Genomic DNA, 15,600 nt, shown 5'->3' on the forward strand with positions numbered 1-15,600 from the left:
ATTAAGATAGGCGCCTATATAAAGTCAAGGATCGTTCATCGGTCTTTTCTGTGCGCCCATGCCCGAGCCTCGAGAACCCCAACCGCCGCTGAAGCTGATCGGACATGTCCACCGCGGTTTCCAGCGCATGGCCGATCAATTGCTGCGCGAGCAGGGCTTCGCGCTGGGCCAGCTGCCGGTGCTGATGGCGCTGAAGGACGGCAAGCCGCGCTCCCAGGCGGAGCTGGCGCGGCTGGCCCATGTGGAGCAACCCAGCATGGCCCAGTTGCTTGCGCGCATGGAAAGAGACGGCCTCGTCGAGCGAGTGCCCGACCCCGAGGACGGCCGCAGCCGCCTCATCTCGCTGACGACCGCCTGCCGCGAGCGCATGCCCAAGGCGCGCGGCGTCATGCAGGCGTTGAGCGCGGAGGCGCTGCAGGGCTTCAGCGCCGAGGAGGTGGCGGTGCTCGGCGGGCTGCTGAGCCGCCTGGCGGACAGCGTCGATGCGATGCTGGAGCGTCGCCTGGGGGACTGAGGCGGGCCTGGCGCGCCGTCCTACACGGCGTCGCGCCGCAGGCTCACGCGGGTGCGGAGGTGGCCGCGCGAGAGTGAAGCATCCCGATTTGCGGAGATGCAATCATGGACACGATGATGGACAGCCCGCCCCGGCTGGAAACAGCACCTTCGCAGGCTGCGGATGTGCTGATCTGCGTGGTCGGTACGGCCGATGTGATGCAGGCTTGCGAGGCCGATCTGGCGGTGCTGGCGGCAAACAGCAGCGTGCATCGCGTGGACTGGCGTCTGGACGACGAGTTCGGCGAGCCGCCCGTCGAGGCGGATTGGGCCGACGGCCTTATCGTGCTGAATTCCGACGCCTGGGCCGCACCAACCGGCTGCGCCAAGTTGCAAGCCCTGCTGAAAATGGCCTGGCGCTGCGGCCGCACCGTGGCGCTATGCGGCGACGCGATGAATTCGCTGAGCACACTGGGCTTTGCGGCCGATGTGCCCGCCGAGGCCGAAGGCCTCTTCCTCTGCCCCCAGGGGCCTTGCAGCGAGACGCTGCGCGAGTTCCTCGACGCCATCCAGGAACAGCCCCATCGCGGCCGTTGAGCGCCTGGCCGTCGATTGATCCTTGCTCCGAGCCTGTCAGCTTGTGGCAGGCCTGTCGGAACTGCACCAAAAAGCGTGGCCCGCGTCGCGCTTCTTCTCGAAGCTGAACGCGGGCCACGCGCAGGGACGAACCGAGTCGCTATCTGCGCATCAGCCCCACCACCAGGCTGATGATGGCCAGGATGATGAAGCCATAGAACAGCAGCTGGGCAATGCCTGCGGCGCTGGCGGCGATGCCACCAAAGCCGAATAGGGCCGCCACGAGGGCGACAACAAAGAAGATGATCGCGTAACGCAGCATGAGGTTTCTCCTTGGACTGTTGGCATCGCTAATCTAGGGCTGGCGCTGGTGCTGGGGTGCCGGCCCCCGCCGCGCTGCCGGGTAGGAAGCCGCCGACGCGGTTACAGCCGGCTTGGCGCTCGCATCCGCACGTGGCGCCGCAGCCGGGCCATCGCAGCTCACGGGTGGCAGGTCCTCCCCGGGATCGACGAAGGCCAGCAGGGCGGCCGGCGGCGCCAGCGCCCCCAGGGCGATGGCGGCAATGGCCTTGCCGCCCAGGGCCTTGCCCTCCAGGGCGATGCGCGGGTCGCCCAAAGTGCCCTGCACGCGCACCGGTGAACGCAGCGTCAGCAACGAGAAGTCCTTGGGCCTGGCGACCACCCGCAGGTCCAGTGTCTCGTCTGCCAGGCTGATGCGGCCGTCGATGTCGATGCGGCTGTCGCGGTTGTCCACCACGGCCGAGCGTGGCCTCAGCACACCCGCCTTGAAATTGCCGTCCAGGCGGGCGCAATTCAGCGCCAGGTTCTTGTCGCCGCGCAGCAGGATGCCCAGGCCTTGAGCCAGGTCCAGCCCGGTGGCTTCGGTCAGCAGATGGGAAATGCTGCCCTTGTCGAGCTGCAGGCGAATAGGGCCATTCAGGCTGGCCAGCAATGCGGCCGTGCTGCCCCCGTGGCCCTGCACGTCGATGTCGGCGCGCATGCGGCCGGTCACGGGGTGTTCACTCAGGCTCTTGGCCTGGAACTTGAACCATTGCTCGATGGCCATGCCGCGTACGTCGGCATGCACCTGCCACAGCGGCGGGCTGGGGCGCGTGTCCAGCCGCAGCCGGCCGGCCAGCTCGCCGCCGGCCACGCCGGCATTGAAGTTCTCCAGCGTCAGCACGCCGCCTTCCAGCACCACGCTGGTATTCACCGGTGCCAGCGGCGCAAGCTTGGCGCTGCCGAGGTCGAGCTGGGTCAGCGCGACGGCGACGCGCGCGTCCATCGTGCTCAGCGACGGCAGGTCCAGCGGCCGGTCGGGCAGCACGCGGCCCGGGCGGCTGGGTGGCGCATCCGCGCCGACGGCTGGGCCTAAGTCGGCCAGGCGCAGCGGGCCGCCACGCAGCATGCCGCTGAGCATGGGGCGCCGTGTTGACTTCTCGCGGGTGTCGAAGCTGAAATCGCCGGCCAGTTGGCTCTTGCCGATGCGGGCACGGGCACCGCCCAGCTGCCAGACGCCCGAGGCATGCTGCAGCCGCCCGCTGAGCTCCAGCGGCGGCGTGCTGGGCAGGGTGATGCCGAAAGGGCGGCCGACGTCGGCCAGCGAGTTGCCGCGCACCTGCAGCTGGCCGTCCAGCGCGCGGGCGTCGAGCAGCGATGCGGCCGTGCCGGCGAAAGCGATGCGGCCGTCACGCTGGGTCAGTTCGGCACGCAGCTGCACCGGCGGCAGGCCGGTGTCGGCGGGCGCGAGCAGGGCCAGCCCGGCGCCGGCTTCGGCCTTCAGCGCGAGTTGCTGGCCGCGCAGCTTGCCCTTCAAATCGGCCGTCCACTTGCCGTCGGCCTGGGTCGCGAAGCGGGCGTCGCCGACCAACAGCAGCGGCGCATCGTCCAGCTGGGCGCTGCCGTGGCGGACGACGAGGTGGTCGATCTGCGGCAGCTCGGCCGGCTCATCGCGGGCGCCCGAGGGTTGCACCGGCCAGGCCGTGCGGCCGGCGGCGTCACGCTGCCAGTTCAGGGACAAGGACTCGGCCTGTACCAGGCGCAGCCGCAGCGGTGCGCCGCGGCGCCAGGCCCAGATGTCACCCCATTGCCAGTTCAGCAGCACGTCCTTGGCGTCGGCCAGGGGCTCGCCGCGGGTGCCGCTGACGCGCAGCCGGGGGGCCTCAAGCCGAGGTTTCCACAATAGGTGCAGCCGAGCACCGGCGTCCATGTCCAGGCCGCGCTCGGCCTGGGCGGCCAGCCGGGGCGCGAGGCCGGGCCAGCCGGCCAGATCCATGCCCACGACGGCAATGACGACCAGCACGACGGCGCCGGCAATGGTGACGGCGACTTTCATGAAGGCCATGCTCGCGGCCGGTTGCCGGGACCGGCGTGGGACGGGGGGCCCCATGCCTGTAGGACGCTGGCTGACACACGCGCCTGTCGGTTCGGTCCGACAGGCGATCGGCGCCTGGGCCGAAATCGGGCGCGGCCAGAGACGTCCAAAGTATGAAAACCGGCCTGATGGCCTCGCACCGGAAAGGACGCCCCAATGAAACAGCACACCACTGCCCGCCTGCCCCTGCTGGCCACCCTCGCCATGGCCGCTGCGCTTGGCGCCTGCAGCCGGCAGCCCGACGATGAACTGAGCGCCGGCCAGCGCGCGGACAACGCCGTGGCCGATGCCAAGCGCGAAGGCAGCGAAGTCCTGGCCGACGCCCGCATGTCGGCGCGCGAGGCCGCGGATGCGACAGCCCGCGTTTCTTCAGACATGAACATCACGGCCAAGGTCAATGCCGCGCTGGCCGTGGATGACCAGCTGAAGGCCACACAGATCAATGTCGACACCCGTGACGGGCAGGTGACGCTGTCCGGTCAGGCGCCCGACCCGAGGTCGCGCGAGCGCGCTACGACGCTGGCCGCGGCCATCGACGGGGTGAAGCAGGTCAACAACCAGCTGGTGGTCACCCGCAACGGCTGACCCTGCAACTCGCCAAAGCAAAGGCGCCCCGCGAGGGCGCCTTTGCTTTGGCCGCGTCGGCATGCCGTCCGACAGTCCACCGCCGGCCGTAACGATAGCCTTGTCTAGACAACTGCAATCGCTTACTCATGGCCGCCCCTGTTTCTGCATTGAAACGCTTCATGACCGTGGCCAAACCCTATTGGGTGGGCGACCGGCGCGTCTGGGCCTGGGCCTTTTTGGTCGGGCTCATCGTGCTGATGCTGGCCGAGACGCAGTTCGCCGTGTTGCTGAACAACCAGACCGGCGAGCTGACCTCGGCACTGGCGGCGCGCGACGAGCCGCGCTTCTGGGCCGCGGTGCGCGCCATGCTGTGGATCATGGCCTTCGCGGTGCCTATCTTTGCCATCTACTACTACGCCCGCGACGCCTATGCCAACGACTGGCGGCGCTGGCTGACCCACCGCTTCCTGGACGGCTATCTGCGCGAGCGCCGTTACTTCCACATCGCCGGCGACGAGATCGACAACCCGGACCAGCGCATCGCCGACGACATCAACACCTTCACCAGCCGGTCGCTGCACTTCCTGCTCATCCTGCTGGGCTCGCTGATGCAACTGGTGGCCTTCAGTGCCGTGCTGTGGTCGCTGTCGCATTCGTTGGTGGGCTTTCTCGTCGTCTACGCAGTGGCCGGCACCCTGCTGTCTCTCGGCCTGTTCGGGCGGCCGCTGATCCGGCTCAACTACTGGCAGCTCAAGCGCGAGGCGGACTTCCGCTTCCGGCTGATGCGCGTGCGCGAGAACGCCGAGTCCATCGCCTTCTATGGCGGCGAAGACCAGGAGCGCCACCAGCTGCAGCAGCGCCTGCGCGCCACGCTGCTGAACACACGCAAGCTGATCCGCGCGCAGTTCGGGCTCAACCTTTTCCAGCGGGCCTTCAGCCAGCTGAGCCTGCTGGTGCCCAGCGTCGTGCTGGCCGCCGACGTGCTTGGCGGCCGGTTGGAGGTGGGCCAGGCAGTGCAGGCCGGCGGCGCCTTTGCGGCGGTGCTGGGGGCGGTGTCCCTCATCATCGACAACTTCGAAAGCCTCTCGCGCTTCGTTGCCGGCATCGACCGCCTGCATGTGATGACCGAAGTGCTGGATGCGGCACTGCCCGAGGCCGGCATCGACCGCCAGGAAGGCCGCGAGCTGAACATCAAGGACCTCACCGTGCACGCGCCGGGCAGTGACCGGGTGCTGGTCGAAAAGCTCTCCCTGCACGTGCCGGAAGGCGGCTCACTGTTGATCACCGGTGCCAGTGGCTGTGGCAAGAGCTCGCTGCTGCGCGCCATCGCCGGCCTGTGGACCCAGGGCAGCGGCCAGGTACTGCACCCGCCGCGCGAGGATGTCTTTTTCCTGCCGCAGCGGCCCTATCTGCAGGTGGGAACGCTGCGCAGCCAGCTCATCTACCCCAGCACGCAAAGCAAGCTCGACGACGAGGCGCTGCTGAAGGTGTTGGACGAGGTGCAGCTGCGCCACCTCGCCGAAGGCGACAGCGGCCTGGACCGTAGCGAGGACTGGGAAAAGCTGCTCAGCGGCGGCGAGCAGCAGCGCCTGGCATTCGCGCGCCTGCTGGTGCATGCGCCGCGCCTGGCCATCCTGGATGAGGCCACCAGCGCGCTGGATGATGCCAACCAGAAGCGGCTGTACCAGCGGCTGGCCGAACGCGGCACCACCCTGATCAGCATCGCCCACCGCGCCGCCGTGGCGGGCTTTCACCGCCATGTGCTGAAGCTGACCGGTGGGGGGCGCTGGACGCTGGCGAAGACGCCGCGCCGGCCGGCTGACAAGCCGGACAAGTGAGGGTTCGCGCAAGGGTCGAGTAGGAAATCGTCGCTACGATCCGCGCACTTCCTGCTGCTAGCCTGCGCGCCTCCCCGATGGACCTGACGATTGCCGCGATCCTGGGCCTGGATGGCCTGACCAACGGCGCGATCTACGCGCTGGTCGCCCTTGCCCTGGTGCTGGTGTTCTCGGTCACCCGCGTCATCTTCATTCCTCAAGGCGAGTTCGTCGCCTTCGGCGCGCTGACGCTGGCCGCCCTGCAGATGGGCAAGGTGCCGGGCACCGTGTGGCTGCTGCTGATGATGGCCATTGCGGGCGCTGTGCTGGACGTGATTCAGGGTTTGCGTGAGCGCTGGCCGATGGCGCGCTTCAAGTCGCGCCTCATCATGCCGCTGGGCCTGCCCGTCGCCATTGCTGTGGCGACGCCGTCGATCGTCCAGCGCCAGCCCGCGCTGTGGATGCAAGTGCTGCTGACGCTGGCCATCGTCACCGCCATGGGCCCGCTGCTCTACCGCCTGGCCTACCGCGCGCTGTCCGGCGCCAGTGTGCTGACGCTGCTCATCGTGTCCGTCGGCGTGCACTTCGCGCTGACCGGCGTCGGCCTGGTCTTCTTCGGTGCCGAGGGCTATCGCACACCGGCCTTCTGGGAAGCGCGTTACGACGTCGGGCCGCTGAGCTTCACGGGCCAGACGCTGATCATCTTCGGCGCCTCCATCGCGCTGCTCGTGGCGATGTTCTTCTTCTTCGAGCGCACGCTGATGGGCAAGGCCCTGCGCGCCACCTCGATCAACCGCACCGGCGCTCGGCTGATGGGCATCTCGGGCGATGCGGCCGGCTCGCTGAGCTTCACGATGGCGGCCTTCATCGGCGCGCTGTCGGGCCTGCTGATCTCGCCGTCGACGACCATCTATTACGACACCGGCTTCCTGATCGGCCTGAAGGGCTTCGTCGCCGCGGTGTTCGGCGGCTTGGCCAGCTTCCCGATGGCGCTGGCCGGTGCGATCGGCGTCGGCCTTATCGAGAGCTTCGGCTCCTTCTGGGCCAGCGCCTTCAAGGAGGTCATCGTTTTCACGGTGATCCTGCCCATCCTCCTCTGGCGGTCCTTCGTGGACCCGCACCATGAGGAGCATTGACGCGATGAACCGCACGCATCTCGCCATCGCTGCCGCCATCGCTGTCCTGGTCCTGCCCTTTGTCCCGGTGCCGGACTTCTGGATCACCCAGCTCAACTACATCGGCCTCTTTTCGCTGGTCGTGCTCGGCCTTGTGCTGTTGACGGGCGTCGGCGGCCTGACCTCGTTTGGCCAGGCCGCGTTTGCCGGTGTCGGTGCCTACGCAACCGGCTATCTTTGCAACGCGCTGGGCATGTCGCCGTGGCTGGGGCTGGTGGCGGGCCTCGCGATCACGCTGGTGCTGGCCCTGGTCATCGGCGCGCTGACGCTGCGCATGTCGGGCCACTACCTGCCGCTGGCCACCATCTGCTGGTGCCTGGCGCTGTACTACCTCGTCGGCAACCTGGAGGCGCTGGGCAAGTACGACGGCCTGCTCGGCCTGCCGGCCATCACGCTCGGTGATTTCAGCTTCCAGAGCGAGCGCCGCATCTATCTGCTGATCTGGCTCGCGGCCCTGCTCGCGGCCCTGGGCGTCACGCGGCTGCTGGACTCCCGGCCGGGCCGCATCATGCGGGCGCTGAACACCAACCGCGGTGGCGGCTCGACCATGCCCGAGGCGATGGGCGCATCGACCTTTCGCTACAAGCTCATCATGTTCGTCGTCGCGGCGCTGCTGGCCTCGGTGTCGGGCTGGCTGTATGCCCACATGCAGCGCAGCGTGAACCCCTCGCCCTTCGGCATCAAGTTCGGCATCGAATACCTCTTCATGGCCGTGCTCGGCGGTATCGGTACGGTGGGTGGCGCCTTCACCGGCGCGGCCTTGGTCAAGCTCGCCGAGGACCAACTCAAGGTCGTGCTGCCCATGGTCTTTGGCGGCTCGGGCAATTACGAGATCATCGTCTTCGGCGTCGTGCTGGTGCTGGTGCTGCGCTTTGCGCCGGATGGGCTGTGGCCGCTGATTGCACGCTGGCTGCCGGCGGGCCGTGCGAAGGCGGTGGACGAATCGGTGCCGGCCCTGAGCGCGCGCAGCCACCCGCAGCCCGGCGCGGCGCTGCTGGACGTGCGCAAGATCCGCAAGCAGTTCGGTGGCCTGGTCGCCGTCAACGACATCAGTTTTGTCATCCGCGCCGGCGACATCGTCGGGCTCATCGGCCCCAATGGCGCCGGCAAGAGCACGACCTTCAACCTCGTCTCAGGCGTGCTGCCGCTCACCAGCGGCGAGGTCGAGCTGCTCGGTCAACGCATGGACGGCCGCGAGAGCCGCGACATCGCCCGCGCCGGCTTGAGCCGCACCTTCCAGCATGTGAAGCTGGTGCCCGACATGACGGTGCTGGAGAACGTCGCGCTGGGCACCTATCTGCGCACCAAGAGTGGCACCCTGCGCGCGATGCTGGGCCTGAATGCGGCCGAAGAGGCTCAGGCCCGCGCCGAGGCCATGCGCCAGCTGCGCCGCATCGGCTTGGGCGACCAAGCCCATGAGCTGGCCGGCAACCTGGCGCTGGGGCCGCAGCGCCTCGTCGAGATCGCCCGCGCGCTGGCCAGCGACCCGTCGCTGCTGCTGCTGGACGAACCCGCCGCCGGCCTGCGCCACAAGGAGAAGGAAGCGCTCGCCGAAGTGCTGCGGCAGCTGAAGGGCGAGGGCCTGTCGCTGCTGCTCGTGGAGCACGACATGGACTTCGTCATGAGGCTGACCGACCGCATCGTCGTCATGGAGTTCGGTCGCTGGCTGACGGAGGGCACGCCCGCCGAAGTACAGGCCAGCCCGGCGGTGCGTGCGGCCTACCTGGGAGCGGACGAATGAGCGCCTTGCTGGAGGTCGTCGACCTGCACGCCGGCTATGGGCGTGCCGAGGTGTTGCATGGCCTGAGCTTCACCGCGGCGGAGAAGAGCGTCGTCACCGTCATCGGCCCCAACGGCGCCGGCAAGTCCACGCTGCTGGGCGCGCTGATGGGCCTGATCCCGTCACGCAGCAGCAGGCTGCGCTTTGCGGGCGAAGACATCGCCAAGCTGACGCTGGAAGAGCGCGTGCTCGCCGGTCTGGCCCTGGTGCCCGAGAAGCGCGAGCTGTTCGGCACCATGACCGTCGAGGACAACCTGCTGCTCGGCGGCTGGCGGCCCAAGAAGCTCGGCGACAAGCGCTGGCGCGACGGCATGGACAGCGTCTACACGCGCTTCCCGCGCCTGAAGGAGCGCCGCGCGCAAGCGGCTGGCACCTTGTCCGGCGGCGAACGCCAGATGCTGGCCCTGGGCCGCGCGCTGATGGGCCAGCCCAAGCTGCTGATGCTGGACGAACCCAGCCTGGGCCTGGCGCCACTGATCGTGCGCGAGATCTTCACCATCGTGGAGGACCTGCGCACGAGCGGCGTCAGCATCCTGCTCGTCGAGCAGAACGCCCGTGCCGCCTTGCGCGTGGCCGACCACGGGCATGTGCTGGAGACGGGGGAGTTCGGGCTCAGCGGGCCGGCGGATCAGCTGGCGGCGGATCCGAGGGTGATTGAGACGTATCTTGGTGCGGGGCGCAAGGATTGAACTGAGGCCAATGCCGTATGCACAAGAGCCTGACGCCTCGCGCCAACCTGCTGTTGATTGCCGGGTGGCTGGCAGTTACTGCTGTCGCGATCTATCTGGGCTGGCCCGAGGCAAGGTACGCGACCATGCTCACCTTCTGCATTGGCAGCTTTGCCGGAGCGGCTCAGGCCCAGGCGTTGAGCTTGGTCGCTGAAGAGCTGAAGCAGACCGAATCAGCGATGCAAGTCAGAAAGACCCTCTATGCCACCAAAGGCGGGCGTCTGTCTGTTCTCCTTTTGTGGGCGGTTTCTGTGAGTGCACTGATTTGGGCTTTTGCGATGGGTGTTGATAAGGGGCTGATCTTGTTTGTTGCTTCGTATTCAGCGTTCGCGCTCGCTCGTGAACTGGTTGCATTGCCTGCAGTCTTTCGCTTGCAGCGCTAGGCAGCCTCGTGCAGGCCATCAACCGTCAATGCGCGTTGACCAGACCTGTTTGGGCCTTGTTTCGCGCTAAGGCCTGACCAACATCGTCGGCGCAATGCCGAACATGCGCCGACACGTCCGGCTGAGATGGGCCGAATCCGCAAATCCCCAGGCCTGCGCTGCTTCCGTCCACGACACCCCACCCATGGCCGCACCAACGGCGGCTTCGACGCGGGCCCAGAGCAGATAGGCCCGCAGCGACATGCCGGTCTGCGCGACGAAGAGATGGCGGAAGCGGCTGGGTGACAGATGTGCCGCGGCAGCGGCTTGTGCCAGTGTCACCGGCTCGCTCAGGCGGCCCCTCATGAACTCGATGGCGCGGCTGATGCGCGGGTCCACGCTCAGCGTGGGCGGCGCCTGACCGCACAAGGTGTCGACGATGCGGTGACTAATATCGACGAGGGCTTCGCCCAGCGCGTCGGCGGTGAATGCGTCGAGCAATTCCGCAAGCAGGGTCTGGATAGCCTCGACGGGCAGGTCGACGATGGCGGCTGCACCGTACTGCTGCAGCAGGGCACGACCTTGCGCGGTCTCGGGCTCCACAAAGATCTGCGCCACCGTTTCGCCGCCACCATCGAACTGATGGCGCTGGTGCGGGCTGACCATGGCGACGGCGCGCGCCTGCCATGGCTGCTCGTCGCTGCACAAGCGCAGCCGCCCGGTGAGGGCCATGGAAATCTGGATGGCGTGATGGGCATGCGCCTGGGCGCGACCCGTGGCGCGGCCGATCCACAGGCTGCCACCGCTCCACAGCAGCACGCGGCCGATGCCGACGATGGGCTTGGCCGACGGCATCAACGCCTCCCGCTGCGCCAGCGCAGATCAGCCGTTTTGTTCAAGCCGGCAGGGCCCGCAATGAACAGAATTCTTTTCACGGACAAACCGGTCCGCATCTTTGTCACCTCACGGAGCTATCCATGCAAAACACCACCACCCCCGCCTGCAATTGCGCCAACTGCCCCGGCGCCTCCTGCACCTGCGGTTGCCAGTCGCTTGCGACCCAACTGGCCGCCGCGGCAGCCACTGCCGGCTGCGCCTGCGGACCGAACTGCGCGTGCCAACCCGTCTGCCGTTGCGCCTGAGACACACCGTGCGGCACAGGCTAACACCCGCGCCGCACGGTCGCGGCGCCTACTGCGCCGTGAACCCCCCATCCACCGCCAGCGACTGCCCCGTCAGATAGCGCGCCTTGTCGCTCGCCAGAAAGACGATGGTCTGCGCGATCTCGTCCACCGTGCCGGCGCGCTTGGCCGGGATGGCGGCGAGCAGGCCGGCCTTGGCGTCTTCGCTGCGGCCGAGGAAGCGTTCCATCATGTCGGTCTGGACAGGTCCCGGCGCGACGGCGTTGACGCGCACGCCGGCGGCGGCGCCTTCGAGCGCGGCGCTCTTGGTCAGGCCTTCGACCGCATGCTTGCTGGCCACATAGACCGACGCGCCCGCAAAGCCGATCAGCCCGGCCACCGACGACAGGTTGACGATGGCGCCGCTGCGCTGGGCCAGCATGGTGCGCATCTCGTGCTTCAGCGAGAACAGCACGCCGCGCACATTGGTGTCGAAGATGGCGTCGTAGTTCTCGGCGCTCTGCTCGGCGATCGGGCCGTTGCTGCCCTCGGTGCCGGCGTTGTTGACGGCCACGTCCAGGCGGCCGAAGCGCTCGACCGTCTGCTCGACGAGCGAGCGCACCTCGGCCTCATGGCGCACGTCGGCGCGGATGAAGGTGGCGTCTGCGGCGCCTTGCGTTTTCAGTTCGGCGGCCAGAGCCTGGCCTTCGGGTTCGCGGCGACCGCTGACGACGACGACTGAGCCTTCCTTGGCAAAGGCGAGGGCGGTGGCGCGGCCAATGCCGGTCAGGGCGCCGGTGATGAGGACGATGCGAGACGAGGTCATGGAAATGACTCCAGTGGTTGAGTGAACTCACTGTGATTGCTGCCTCCTCAATCCAGAAGCCGGCCGGTTTGCCTAAGATTTATTCCAATCAAGACTGAAACGAGCAGCCATGGACCGATTGCAGTCAATGCAGACCCTGGTGCGGGTCGTCGAGCTGGGCAGCTTCTCGGCGGCGGCGCGCGAACTGGGCAGCACGCAGAGCGCCGTCAGCAAGCAGGTGGCGGCGCTGGAGAAGGCACTGGGCGCGCAGCTGCTGGCCCGCAGCACGCGGGCGCTGAAGCTCACCGACGCGGGCGAGCGCTATGTGGAGCAGGCGCGGCGGTTGGTGGCCGAGATCGGCGAGGCCGAGAGCGAGTTGCGCGCGGGCGAACATCGGCTGCAGGGCTGGCTGCGCGTTGCGGCCTCGGGCAGCTTTGGGCGCTTGAAGCTGATGCCTTTGGTCAAGAGCTTCATGGCCGCCCACCCGGGCGTGAAGATCGACCTGCGCCTGAACGACGGTTTCATCGACCTCGTCGAGCAGGGCATCGACGTCGCGGTGCGCATCGGTGAGCAGCCGGACTCCAGCCTGGTGGCGCGCCGCATCGGCACCGTGCGCCGGGCCGTCGTGGCGCGGCGCGGCTACTTCGAGCAGCTCGGCGTGCCGCCGCCAATCAACCCAATCGCGCTGCAGCAGCACGACTGCATCGTCTACAGCGAGCTGCGCACCGGGCCAACCTGGACCTTCGAGGCCGGGCCCGGTGCCGATGCGCCGCCGGGCAGCCTGGTCAGCGTGCGCGTGTCGGGCAGCCTGCGCACCAACAGCGGTGAAGCCGTACGCGAGGCGGTGCTGGCGGGCATGGGGCTGGCGTATTCGCCGGACTGGTTGATGGAAAAGGAACTGGCCAGTGGCGAGGTGGAGCTGGTCATGCCGCACTGGCAGGGCCAGGCCTTGCCCATGCAGCTCGTCAGCCCGCCGCAGCGGCGCTTGTCGGGCAAGGTCAAGGCCTTTGGCGATCACCTCGCCGCCGGACTGGCGGCCAGTTGAAGGCTCAGATCGGCCGCAGGAAGAGGCCGATCGTCAGCGCCACGCCCAGGGCAACGATGGCGATGCGCAGGGCTTTTTCGTTGACGTGATGCAGGGCCCAGGCACCGGCGAGTCCGCCGACGATGGCGCTGCCGCCGAGCACGACGGCCTGCAGCCAGTGCACCTCGGGCGACAGCACGAACAGGGCCACGGCCGACGCGTTCATGACGCCGGCCAGCACGTTCTTCGTTGCACCCGCGTTGCGGGTGGGCATGCCCGCCACCGTCAACGCCGCCAGCATCAGGAAGCCGATGCCGCCGCCGAAGTAGCCGCCGTAGATGGCGATGAGGAACTGCATCGCGGCGGTCGCGCGGGCGCTGAAGTGATGGCCTTCAGCCACCGGCTTGCGCAGGAAGCTGCCCCAGGCGAACACACTGGTGGCAAACAGCACCAGCCAGGGAACCAGACGCGCGAACACCGACGACGGCGTGTTCAGCAGCAGCCAGGCGCCGACCGCGCCGCCAAGCAGGCTGATGATGACCAGGGCACGGAAGGACAGCGTCGCCGTGCCGACGACGAGGCGACGGCCCGCCCAGCCCGAACTGAGCTGGCCCGGGAACAGCGCCACGGTCGATGTGATGTTGGCCGCCAGCGGCGACATGCCCGACAGGATCAGCGCCGGCAGCGTGACGAAGGAGCCGCCACCGGCCAGCGAGTTCTGCAGGCCGGCCCAGAGGCCGGCGAGCACGAGGAGTCCAAGAAGCATGTCTGACAGGCGCGGCCTTCAGGTGGCGCGCGCCCAGGCCAGCAGCATATTGTTGGCGGGCATGGCCAGGGTTTCGCGCAGGCAAAGACCCGCGGCGGCGGCCTGCGTCGCCACGTCGGCCAAACGCCGCAGGCCCCAGGCCGGGTTGCGCGCGCGCAGGTCGGCATCGAAGGCGAGATTGCTTGGCGCCGTGGCCTCCCCGTCGACGAGGTAGGGCCCGTAGGTGAGCAGCAAGCCTTCGGGCACGAGATGCCGCGCGGCGCCTTGCATCAACCCCGCCGTGCAGGCCCAGGGCGCGATGTGGATCATGTTGGCGCAGTAGATCGCGTCGACCTGGGCCGGCACGCCGGGCCAGGTCGCATCGAGCACGTCCAGCGTGATTGGCGGGCGCACCCGGGCCAGGCCTTCGCACCAGGCGGCGATGGAGGGCAGGGAGGCCGCGTCGAAATCGCTGGGCTGCCAATGCCAGCCGGGCAGGCCTTCGCTGCAGAAGGCCGCGTGCTGGCCCGTGCCGCTGGCAATCTCCAGCATGACGCCTTGTGCGGGCAACAGGCGCTGCAGGGCCGCGAGGATGGGTGGGCCGTTGCGTTCGGCGGCGGGGCTGTGGCGGCGAGGGTTGTCCATGGCGGCATCTTGCCTTGCCGCCGCTAACCTCGCCCCTCATGGCCTATCTGCACCGCGATGCCATCGCCGACGACCTGCCGCGCATCGTCGACATCTACAACTTCGCCGTCGCCACGCGCACCTGCAGTTGCGACCTCGAACCGACGACCGTGGCCAAACGCCGCCCGTCTTTCGACCAGCACACGCCCGACCACCGGCCGCTGTGGGTGGCCGAGGACAGCGACAAACCCGGCCAGGGCGCCATCGGCTATCTCGGCTTCTTCCACTTCATGAACGAGAGGCCGGGCTACTTCATCACGGCCGACCTGGCCATCTACCTGCACCCCACCTACCAGGCCAGGGGCCTGGGCAGCTATCTGTTGGCACAGGCCATTGCCAGTTCGCCCGCGCTGGGGATCGAGACGCTGACGGCGACGATCTTTGCGTCCAACGTTGGCAGCCTGCGCCTGTTCGAGAAGCATGGCTTCGAGCGCTGGGGCTTCATGCCGCGAGTGGCACGGCTGGAGGGCGTGGAGAAGGACCTGGTGCTGGTGGGGCGGCGACTGGTCTGACGACTCCCATCGGCGGCGGAAAGAATGACTTGCGGGGCGCGCCGTTTCATCAGTGCGCGGCGCTGGGCACAGTGGCTCTGTCTTCAACGGAGCCTTCCATGACCCTCAAGCTGTACCGCCACGCGCTGTCTGGCCATGCCCACCGCGCTGAACTCGCGCTGTCCCTGATGGACCTGCCGCATGAGCGCATCGATATCGACTTCGCCACCCGCGCACACAAGACGCCCGAGTTCCTCGCCCGCCATCCCTTCGGCCAGTTGCCGCTGCTGGACGACGACGGCCATTGCGTCTGGGACAGCACGGCCATCCTGGTCTACCTGGCCAGCAAGTACGACCCGGCGGGCCGCTGGCTGCCGGCCGACGCCGCCGGTCGCGCGGCGGTGCAGGCCTGGCTGTCGGTGGCCTCGGGCCTGATCGCCTTCGGCCCCGCGGCGGCCCGCCTCGTCACCGTGTTCGGCGCACGCTTCGATGCTGACGAGGTGATCAACCGGGCTCACACCTTGTTCAAGGTCATGGAAGGCGAGCTGGCTCGTCGCTCCTTTCTCGTCGGCGACCACGCCACGCTGGCCGACATCGCCGGCTACAGCTATATCGTCAACGCGCCCGAGGGCAATGTGGACCTGGCGCCTTATCCGGCGCTGCGTGCCTGGCTCGCGCGCATCGAGGCGTTGCCGGGCTTTGTGCCTTTCAAGACCACGCCGGCCGGCCTGCGGGCCGCCTGAAATGAAGCCCCTCGCCCGGTCCCATCCCGCTGAACGCGGCTGTGCCTGGCCGGTCCCCCGAGGGGACGGCGATGCTCCCGGCATCGAGCCGCGAGCACATCGCCAGGGCGGGCCGG

Annotated in this window: 17 protein-coding genes; 11 read left to right on the forward strand and 6 right to left on the reverse strand. The window is 68.3% G+C overall.

Translation table 11 applies throughout. From position 1 onward, the window contains the following. Window positions 1-58: 58 nt before the first annotated feature. Both ACXJLH_RS04700 and ACXJLH_RS04705 read left to right on the forward strand, forming a co-directional pair. Complete coding sequence (locus ACXJLH_RS04700; RefSeq protein WP_056204720.1) at window positions 59-514, forward strand: MarR family winged helix-turn-helix transcriptional regulator; 456 nt, start codon at window positions 59-61, stop codon at window positions 512-514. Between the two features lie 104 nt (window positions 515-618). Further along, complete coding sequence (locus tag ACXJLH_RS04705; RefSeq protein WP_457442668.1) at window positions 619-1,089, forward strand: hypothetical protein; 471 nt, start codon at window positions 619-621, stop codon at window positions 1,087-1,089. A gap of 139 nt (window positions 1,090-1,228) precedes the next feature. On the opposite strand, the gene ACXJLH_RS04710 is transcribed toward ACXJLH_RS04705, so the two are convergent. After that, entirely contained in the window at window positions 1,229-1,390 is a 162-nt protein-coding gene (locus ACXJLH_RS04710; RefSeq protein WP_082533043.1) for a DUF1328 domain-containing protein, read from the reverse strand. Between the two features lie 33 nt (window positions 1,391-1,423). Continuing rightward, on the reverse strand, window positions 1,424-3,403 hold the full coding sequence (locus tag ACXJLH_RS04715) for an AsmA family protein (RefSeq protein WP_457442669.1): 1,980 nt from the start codon (window positions 3,401-3,403) through the stop codon (window positions 1,424-1,426). A 195-nt stretch (window positions 3,404-3,598) separates the two neighbouring features. Here ACXJLH_RS04715 and ACXJLH_RS04720 point away from each other — a divergent pair, with 195 nt between their 5' ends. The 6 genes from ACXJLH_RS04720 (at window position 3,599) to ACXJLH_RS04745 (ending at window position 9,892) form a co-directional block, all read left to right on the forward strand. Continuing rightward, window positions 3,599-4,027 carry a BON domain-containing protein gene (locus ACXJLH_RS04720; protein WP_457320212.1) on the forward strand — a complete coding sequence of 143 codons (429 nt, stop codon included), beginning with the start codon at window positions 3,599-3,601 and terminating at the stop codon, window positions 4,025-4,027. 128 nt (window positions 4,028-4,155) lie between these two features. Further along, window positions 4,156-5,847, forward strand: coding sequence for an ABC transporter ATP-binding protein/permease (locus ACXJLH_RS04725; protein WP_235532117.1), 1,692 nt, complete (start codon window positions 4,156-4,158; stop codon window positions 5,845-5,847). 77 nt (window positions 5,848-5,924) lie between these two features. Next, window positions 5,925-6,962, forward strand: coding sequence for a branched-chain amino acid ABC transporter permease (locus tag ACXJLH_RS04730; RefSeq protein ID WP_457442670.1), 1,038 nt, complete (start codon window positions 5,925-5,927; stop codon window positions 6,960-6,962). Continuing rightward, window positions 6,949-8,742, forward strand: a complete 1,794-nt coding sequence (locus ACXJLH_RS04735; RefSeq protein WP_457442671.1) for a branched-chain amino acid ABC transporter ATP-binding protein/permease — start codon at window positions 6,949-6,951, stop codon at window positions 8,740-8,742. The genes ACXJLH_RS04730 and ACXJLH_RS04735 overlap by 14 nt, the downstream gene beginning before the upstream one ends. Further along, window positions 8,739-9,470: an ABC transporter ATP-binding protein gene (locus ACXJLH_RS04740; RefSeq protein ID WP_457442672.1), complete on the forward strand. Its 732-nt coding sequence runs from the start codon at window positions 8,739-8,741 to the stop codon at window positions 9,468-9,470. The genes ACXJLH_RS04735 and ACXJLH_RS04740 overlap by 4 nt, the downstream gene beginning before the upstream one ends. A gap of 17 nt (window positions 9,471-9,487) precedes the next feature. After that, window positions 9,488-9,892 (forward strand): hypothetical protein, encoded by a 405-nt coding sequence (locus tag ACXJLH_RS04745; RefSeq protein ID WP_457352337.1) that lies wholly within the window; start codon window positions 9,488-9,490, stop codon window positions 9,890-9,892. Window positions 9,893-9,958: 66 nt separating this feature from the next. On the opposite strand, the gene ACXJLH_RS04750 is transcribed toward ACXJLH_RS04745, so the two are convergent. Both ACXJLH_RS04750 and ACXJLH_RS04755 read right to left on the reverse strand, forming a co-directional pair. Next, window positions 9,959-10,726, reverse strand: coding sequence for a helix-turn-helix transcriptional regulator (locus ACXJLH_RS04750; RefSeq protein ID WP_457352335.1), 768 nt, complete (start codon window positions 10,724-10,726; stop codon window positions 9,959-9,961). A 336-nt stretch (window positions 10,727-11,062) separates the two neighbouring features. After that, window positions 11,063-11,818, reverse strand: coding sequence for a glucose 1-dehydrogenase (locus ACXJLH_RS04755; RefSeq protein ID WP_457442673.1), 756 nt, complete (start codon window positions 11,816-11,818; stop codon window positions 11,063-11,065). A 109-nt stretch (window positions 11,819-11,927) separates the two neighbouring features. On the opposite strand from ACXJLH_RS04755, the gene ACXJLH_RS04760 reads away from it, so the two are divergent. Next, window positions 11,928-12,842 carry a LysR family transcriptional regulator gene (locus ACXJLH_RS04760; protein WP_457356301.1) on the forward strand — a complete coding sequence of 305 codons (915 nt, stop codon included), beginning with the start codon at window positions 11,928-11,930 and terminating at the stop codon, window positions 12,840-12,842. A gap of 4 nt (window positions 12,843-12,846) precedes the next feature. Here the strand turns inward: ACXJLH_RS04760 and ACXJLH_RS04765 are convergent, their stop codons facing one another. Together ACXJLH_RS04765 and ACXJLH_RS04770 are read right to left on the reverse strand one after the other, a co-directional pair. Then, window positions 12,847-13,587, reverse strand: a complete 741-nt coding sequence (locus ACXJLH_RS04765) for a sulfite exporter TauE/SafE family protein (protein ID WP_457442674.1) — start codon at window positions 13,585-13,587, stop codon at window positions 12,847-12,849. Between the two features lie 18 nt (window positions 13,588-13,605). Continuing rightward, the gene (locus ACXJLH_RS04770) at window positions 13,606-14,211 is read right to left on the reverse strand and encodes a DUF938 domain-containing protein (protein ID WP_457442675.1); all 606 of its coding nucleotides are present in this window, start codon (window positions 14,209-14,211) and stop codon (window positions 13,606-13,608) included. A 38-nt stretch (window positions 14,212-14,249) separates the two neighbouring features. On the opposite strand from ACXJLH_RS04770, the gene ACXJLH_RS04775 reads away from it, so the two are divergent. Beyond that, window positions 14,250-14,762, forward strand: a complete 513-nt coding sequence (locus ACXJLH_RS04775) for an N-acetyltransferase family protein (RefSeq protein WP_457442676.1) — start codon at window positions 14,250-14,252, stop codon at window positions 14,760-14,762. Between the two features lie 98 nt (window positions 14,763-14,860). Continuing rightward, a complete protein-coding gene (locus ACXJLH_RS04780) occupies window positions 14,861-15,484 on the forward strand; it encodes a glutathione S-transferase family protein (protein WP_457442677.1) in 624 nt (207 codons plus the stop codon). Window positions 15,485-15,600 lie beyond the last annotated feature (116 nt).

This window comes from Roseateles sp. P5_E4, from assembly GCF_054049255.1.

Excerpts from the sequence above, each read along its gene's own strand:
- ACXJLH_RS04760 (WP_457356301.1), top strand. The coding sequence starts at position 11,928 with ATGGACCGATTGCAGTCAATGCAGACCCTGGTGCGGGTCGTCGAGCTG.
- ACXJLH_RS04770 (WP_457442675.1), bottom strand. The coding sequence starts at position 14,211 with ATGGACAACCCTCGCCGCCACAGCCCCGCCGCCGAACGCAACGGCCCA.
- ACXJLH_RS04715 (WP_457442669.1), bottom strand. The coding sequence starts at position 3,403 with ATGAAAGTCGCCGTCACCATTGCCGGCGCCGTCGTGCTGGTCGTCATT.
- ACXJLH_RS04745 (WP_457352337.1), top strand. The coding sequence starts at position 9,488 with ATGCACAAGAGCCTGACGCCTCGCGCCAACCTGCTGTTGATTGCCGGG.
- ACXJLH_RS04775 (WP_457442676.1), top strand. The coding sequence starts at position 14,250 with ATGGCCTATCTGCACCGCGATGCCATCGCCGACGACCTGCCGCGCATC.
- ACXJLH_RS04755 (WP_457442673.1), bottom strand. The coding sequence starts at position 11,818 with ATGACCTCGTCTCGCATCGTCCTCATCACCGGCGCCCTGACCGGCATT.
- ACXJLH_RS04735 (WP_457442671.1), top strand. The coding sequence starts at position 6,949 with ATGAGGAGCATTGACGCGATGAACCGCACGCATCTCGCCATCGCTGCC.
- ACXJLH_RS04780 (WP_457442677.1), top strand. The coding sequence starts at position 14,861 with ATGACCCTCAAGCTGTACCGCCACGCGCTGTCTGGCCATGCCCACCGC.
- ACXJLH_RS04725 (WP_235532117.1), top strand. The coding sequence starts at position 4,156 with ATGGCCGCCCCTGTTTCTGCATTGAAACGCTTCATGACCGTGGCCAAA.
- ACXJLH_RS04710 (WP_082533043.1), bottom strand. The coding sequence starts at position 1,390 with ATGCTGCGTTACGCGATCATCTTCTTTGTTGTCGCCCTCGTGGCGGCC.
- ACXJLH_RS04730 (WP_457442670.1), top strand. The coding sequence starts at position 5,925 with ATGGACCTGACGATTGCCGCGATCCTGGGCCTGGATGGCCTGACCAAC.
- ACXJLH_RS04700 (WP_056204720.1), top strand. The coding sequence starts at position 59 with ATGCCCGAGCCTCGAGAACCCCAACCGCCGCTGAAGCTGATCGGACAT.
- ACXJLH_RS04705 (WP_457442668.1), top strand. The coding sequence starts at position 619 with ATGGACACGATGATGGACAGCCCGCCCCGGCTGGAAACAGCACCTTCG.
- ACXJLH_RS04750 (WP_457352335.1), bottom strand. The coding sequence starts at position 10,726 with ATGCCGTCGGCCAAGCCCATCGTCGGCATCGGCCGCGTGCTGCTGTGG.
- ACXJLH_RS04720 (WP_457320212.1), top strand. The coding sequence starts at position 3,599 with ATGAAACAGCACACCACTGCCCGCCTGCCCCTGCTGGCCACCCTCGCC.
- ACXJLH_RS04765 (WP_457442674.1), bottom strand. The coding sequence starts at position 13,587 with ATGCTTCTTGGACTCCTCGTGCTCGCCGGCCTCTGGGCCGGCCTGCAG.
- ACXJLH_RS04740 (WP_457442672.1), top strand. The coding sequence starts at position 8,739 with ATGAGCGCCTTGCTGGAGGTCGTCGACCTGCACGCCGGCTATGGGCGT.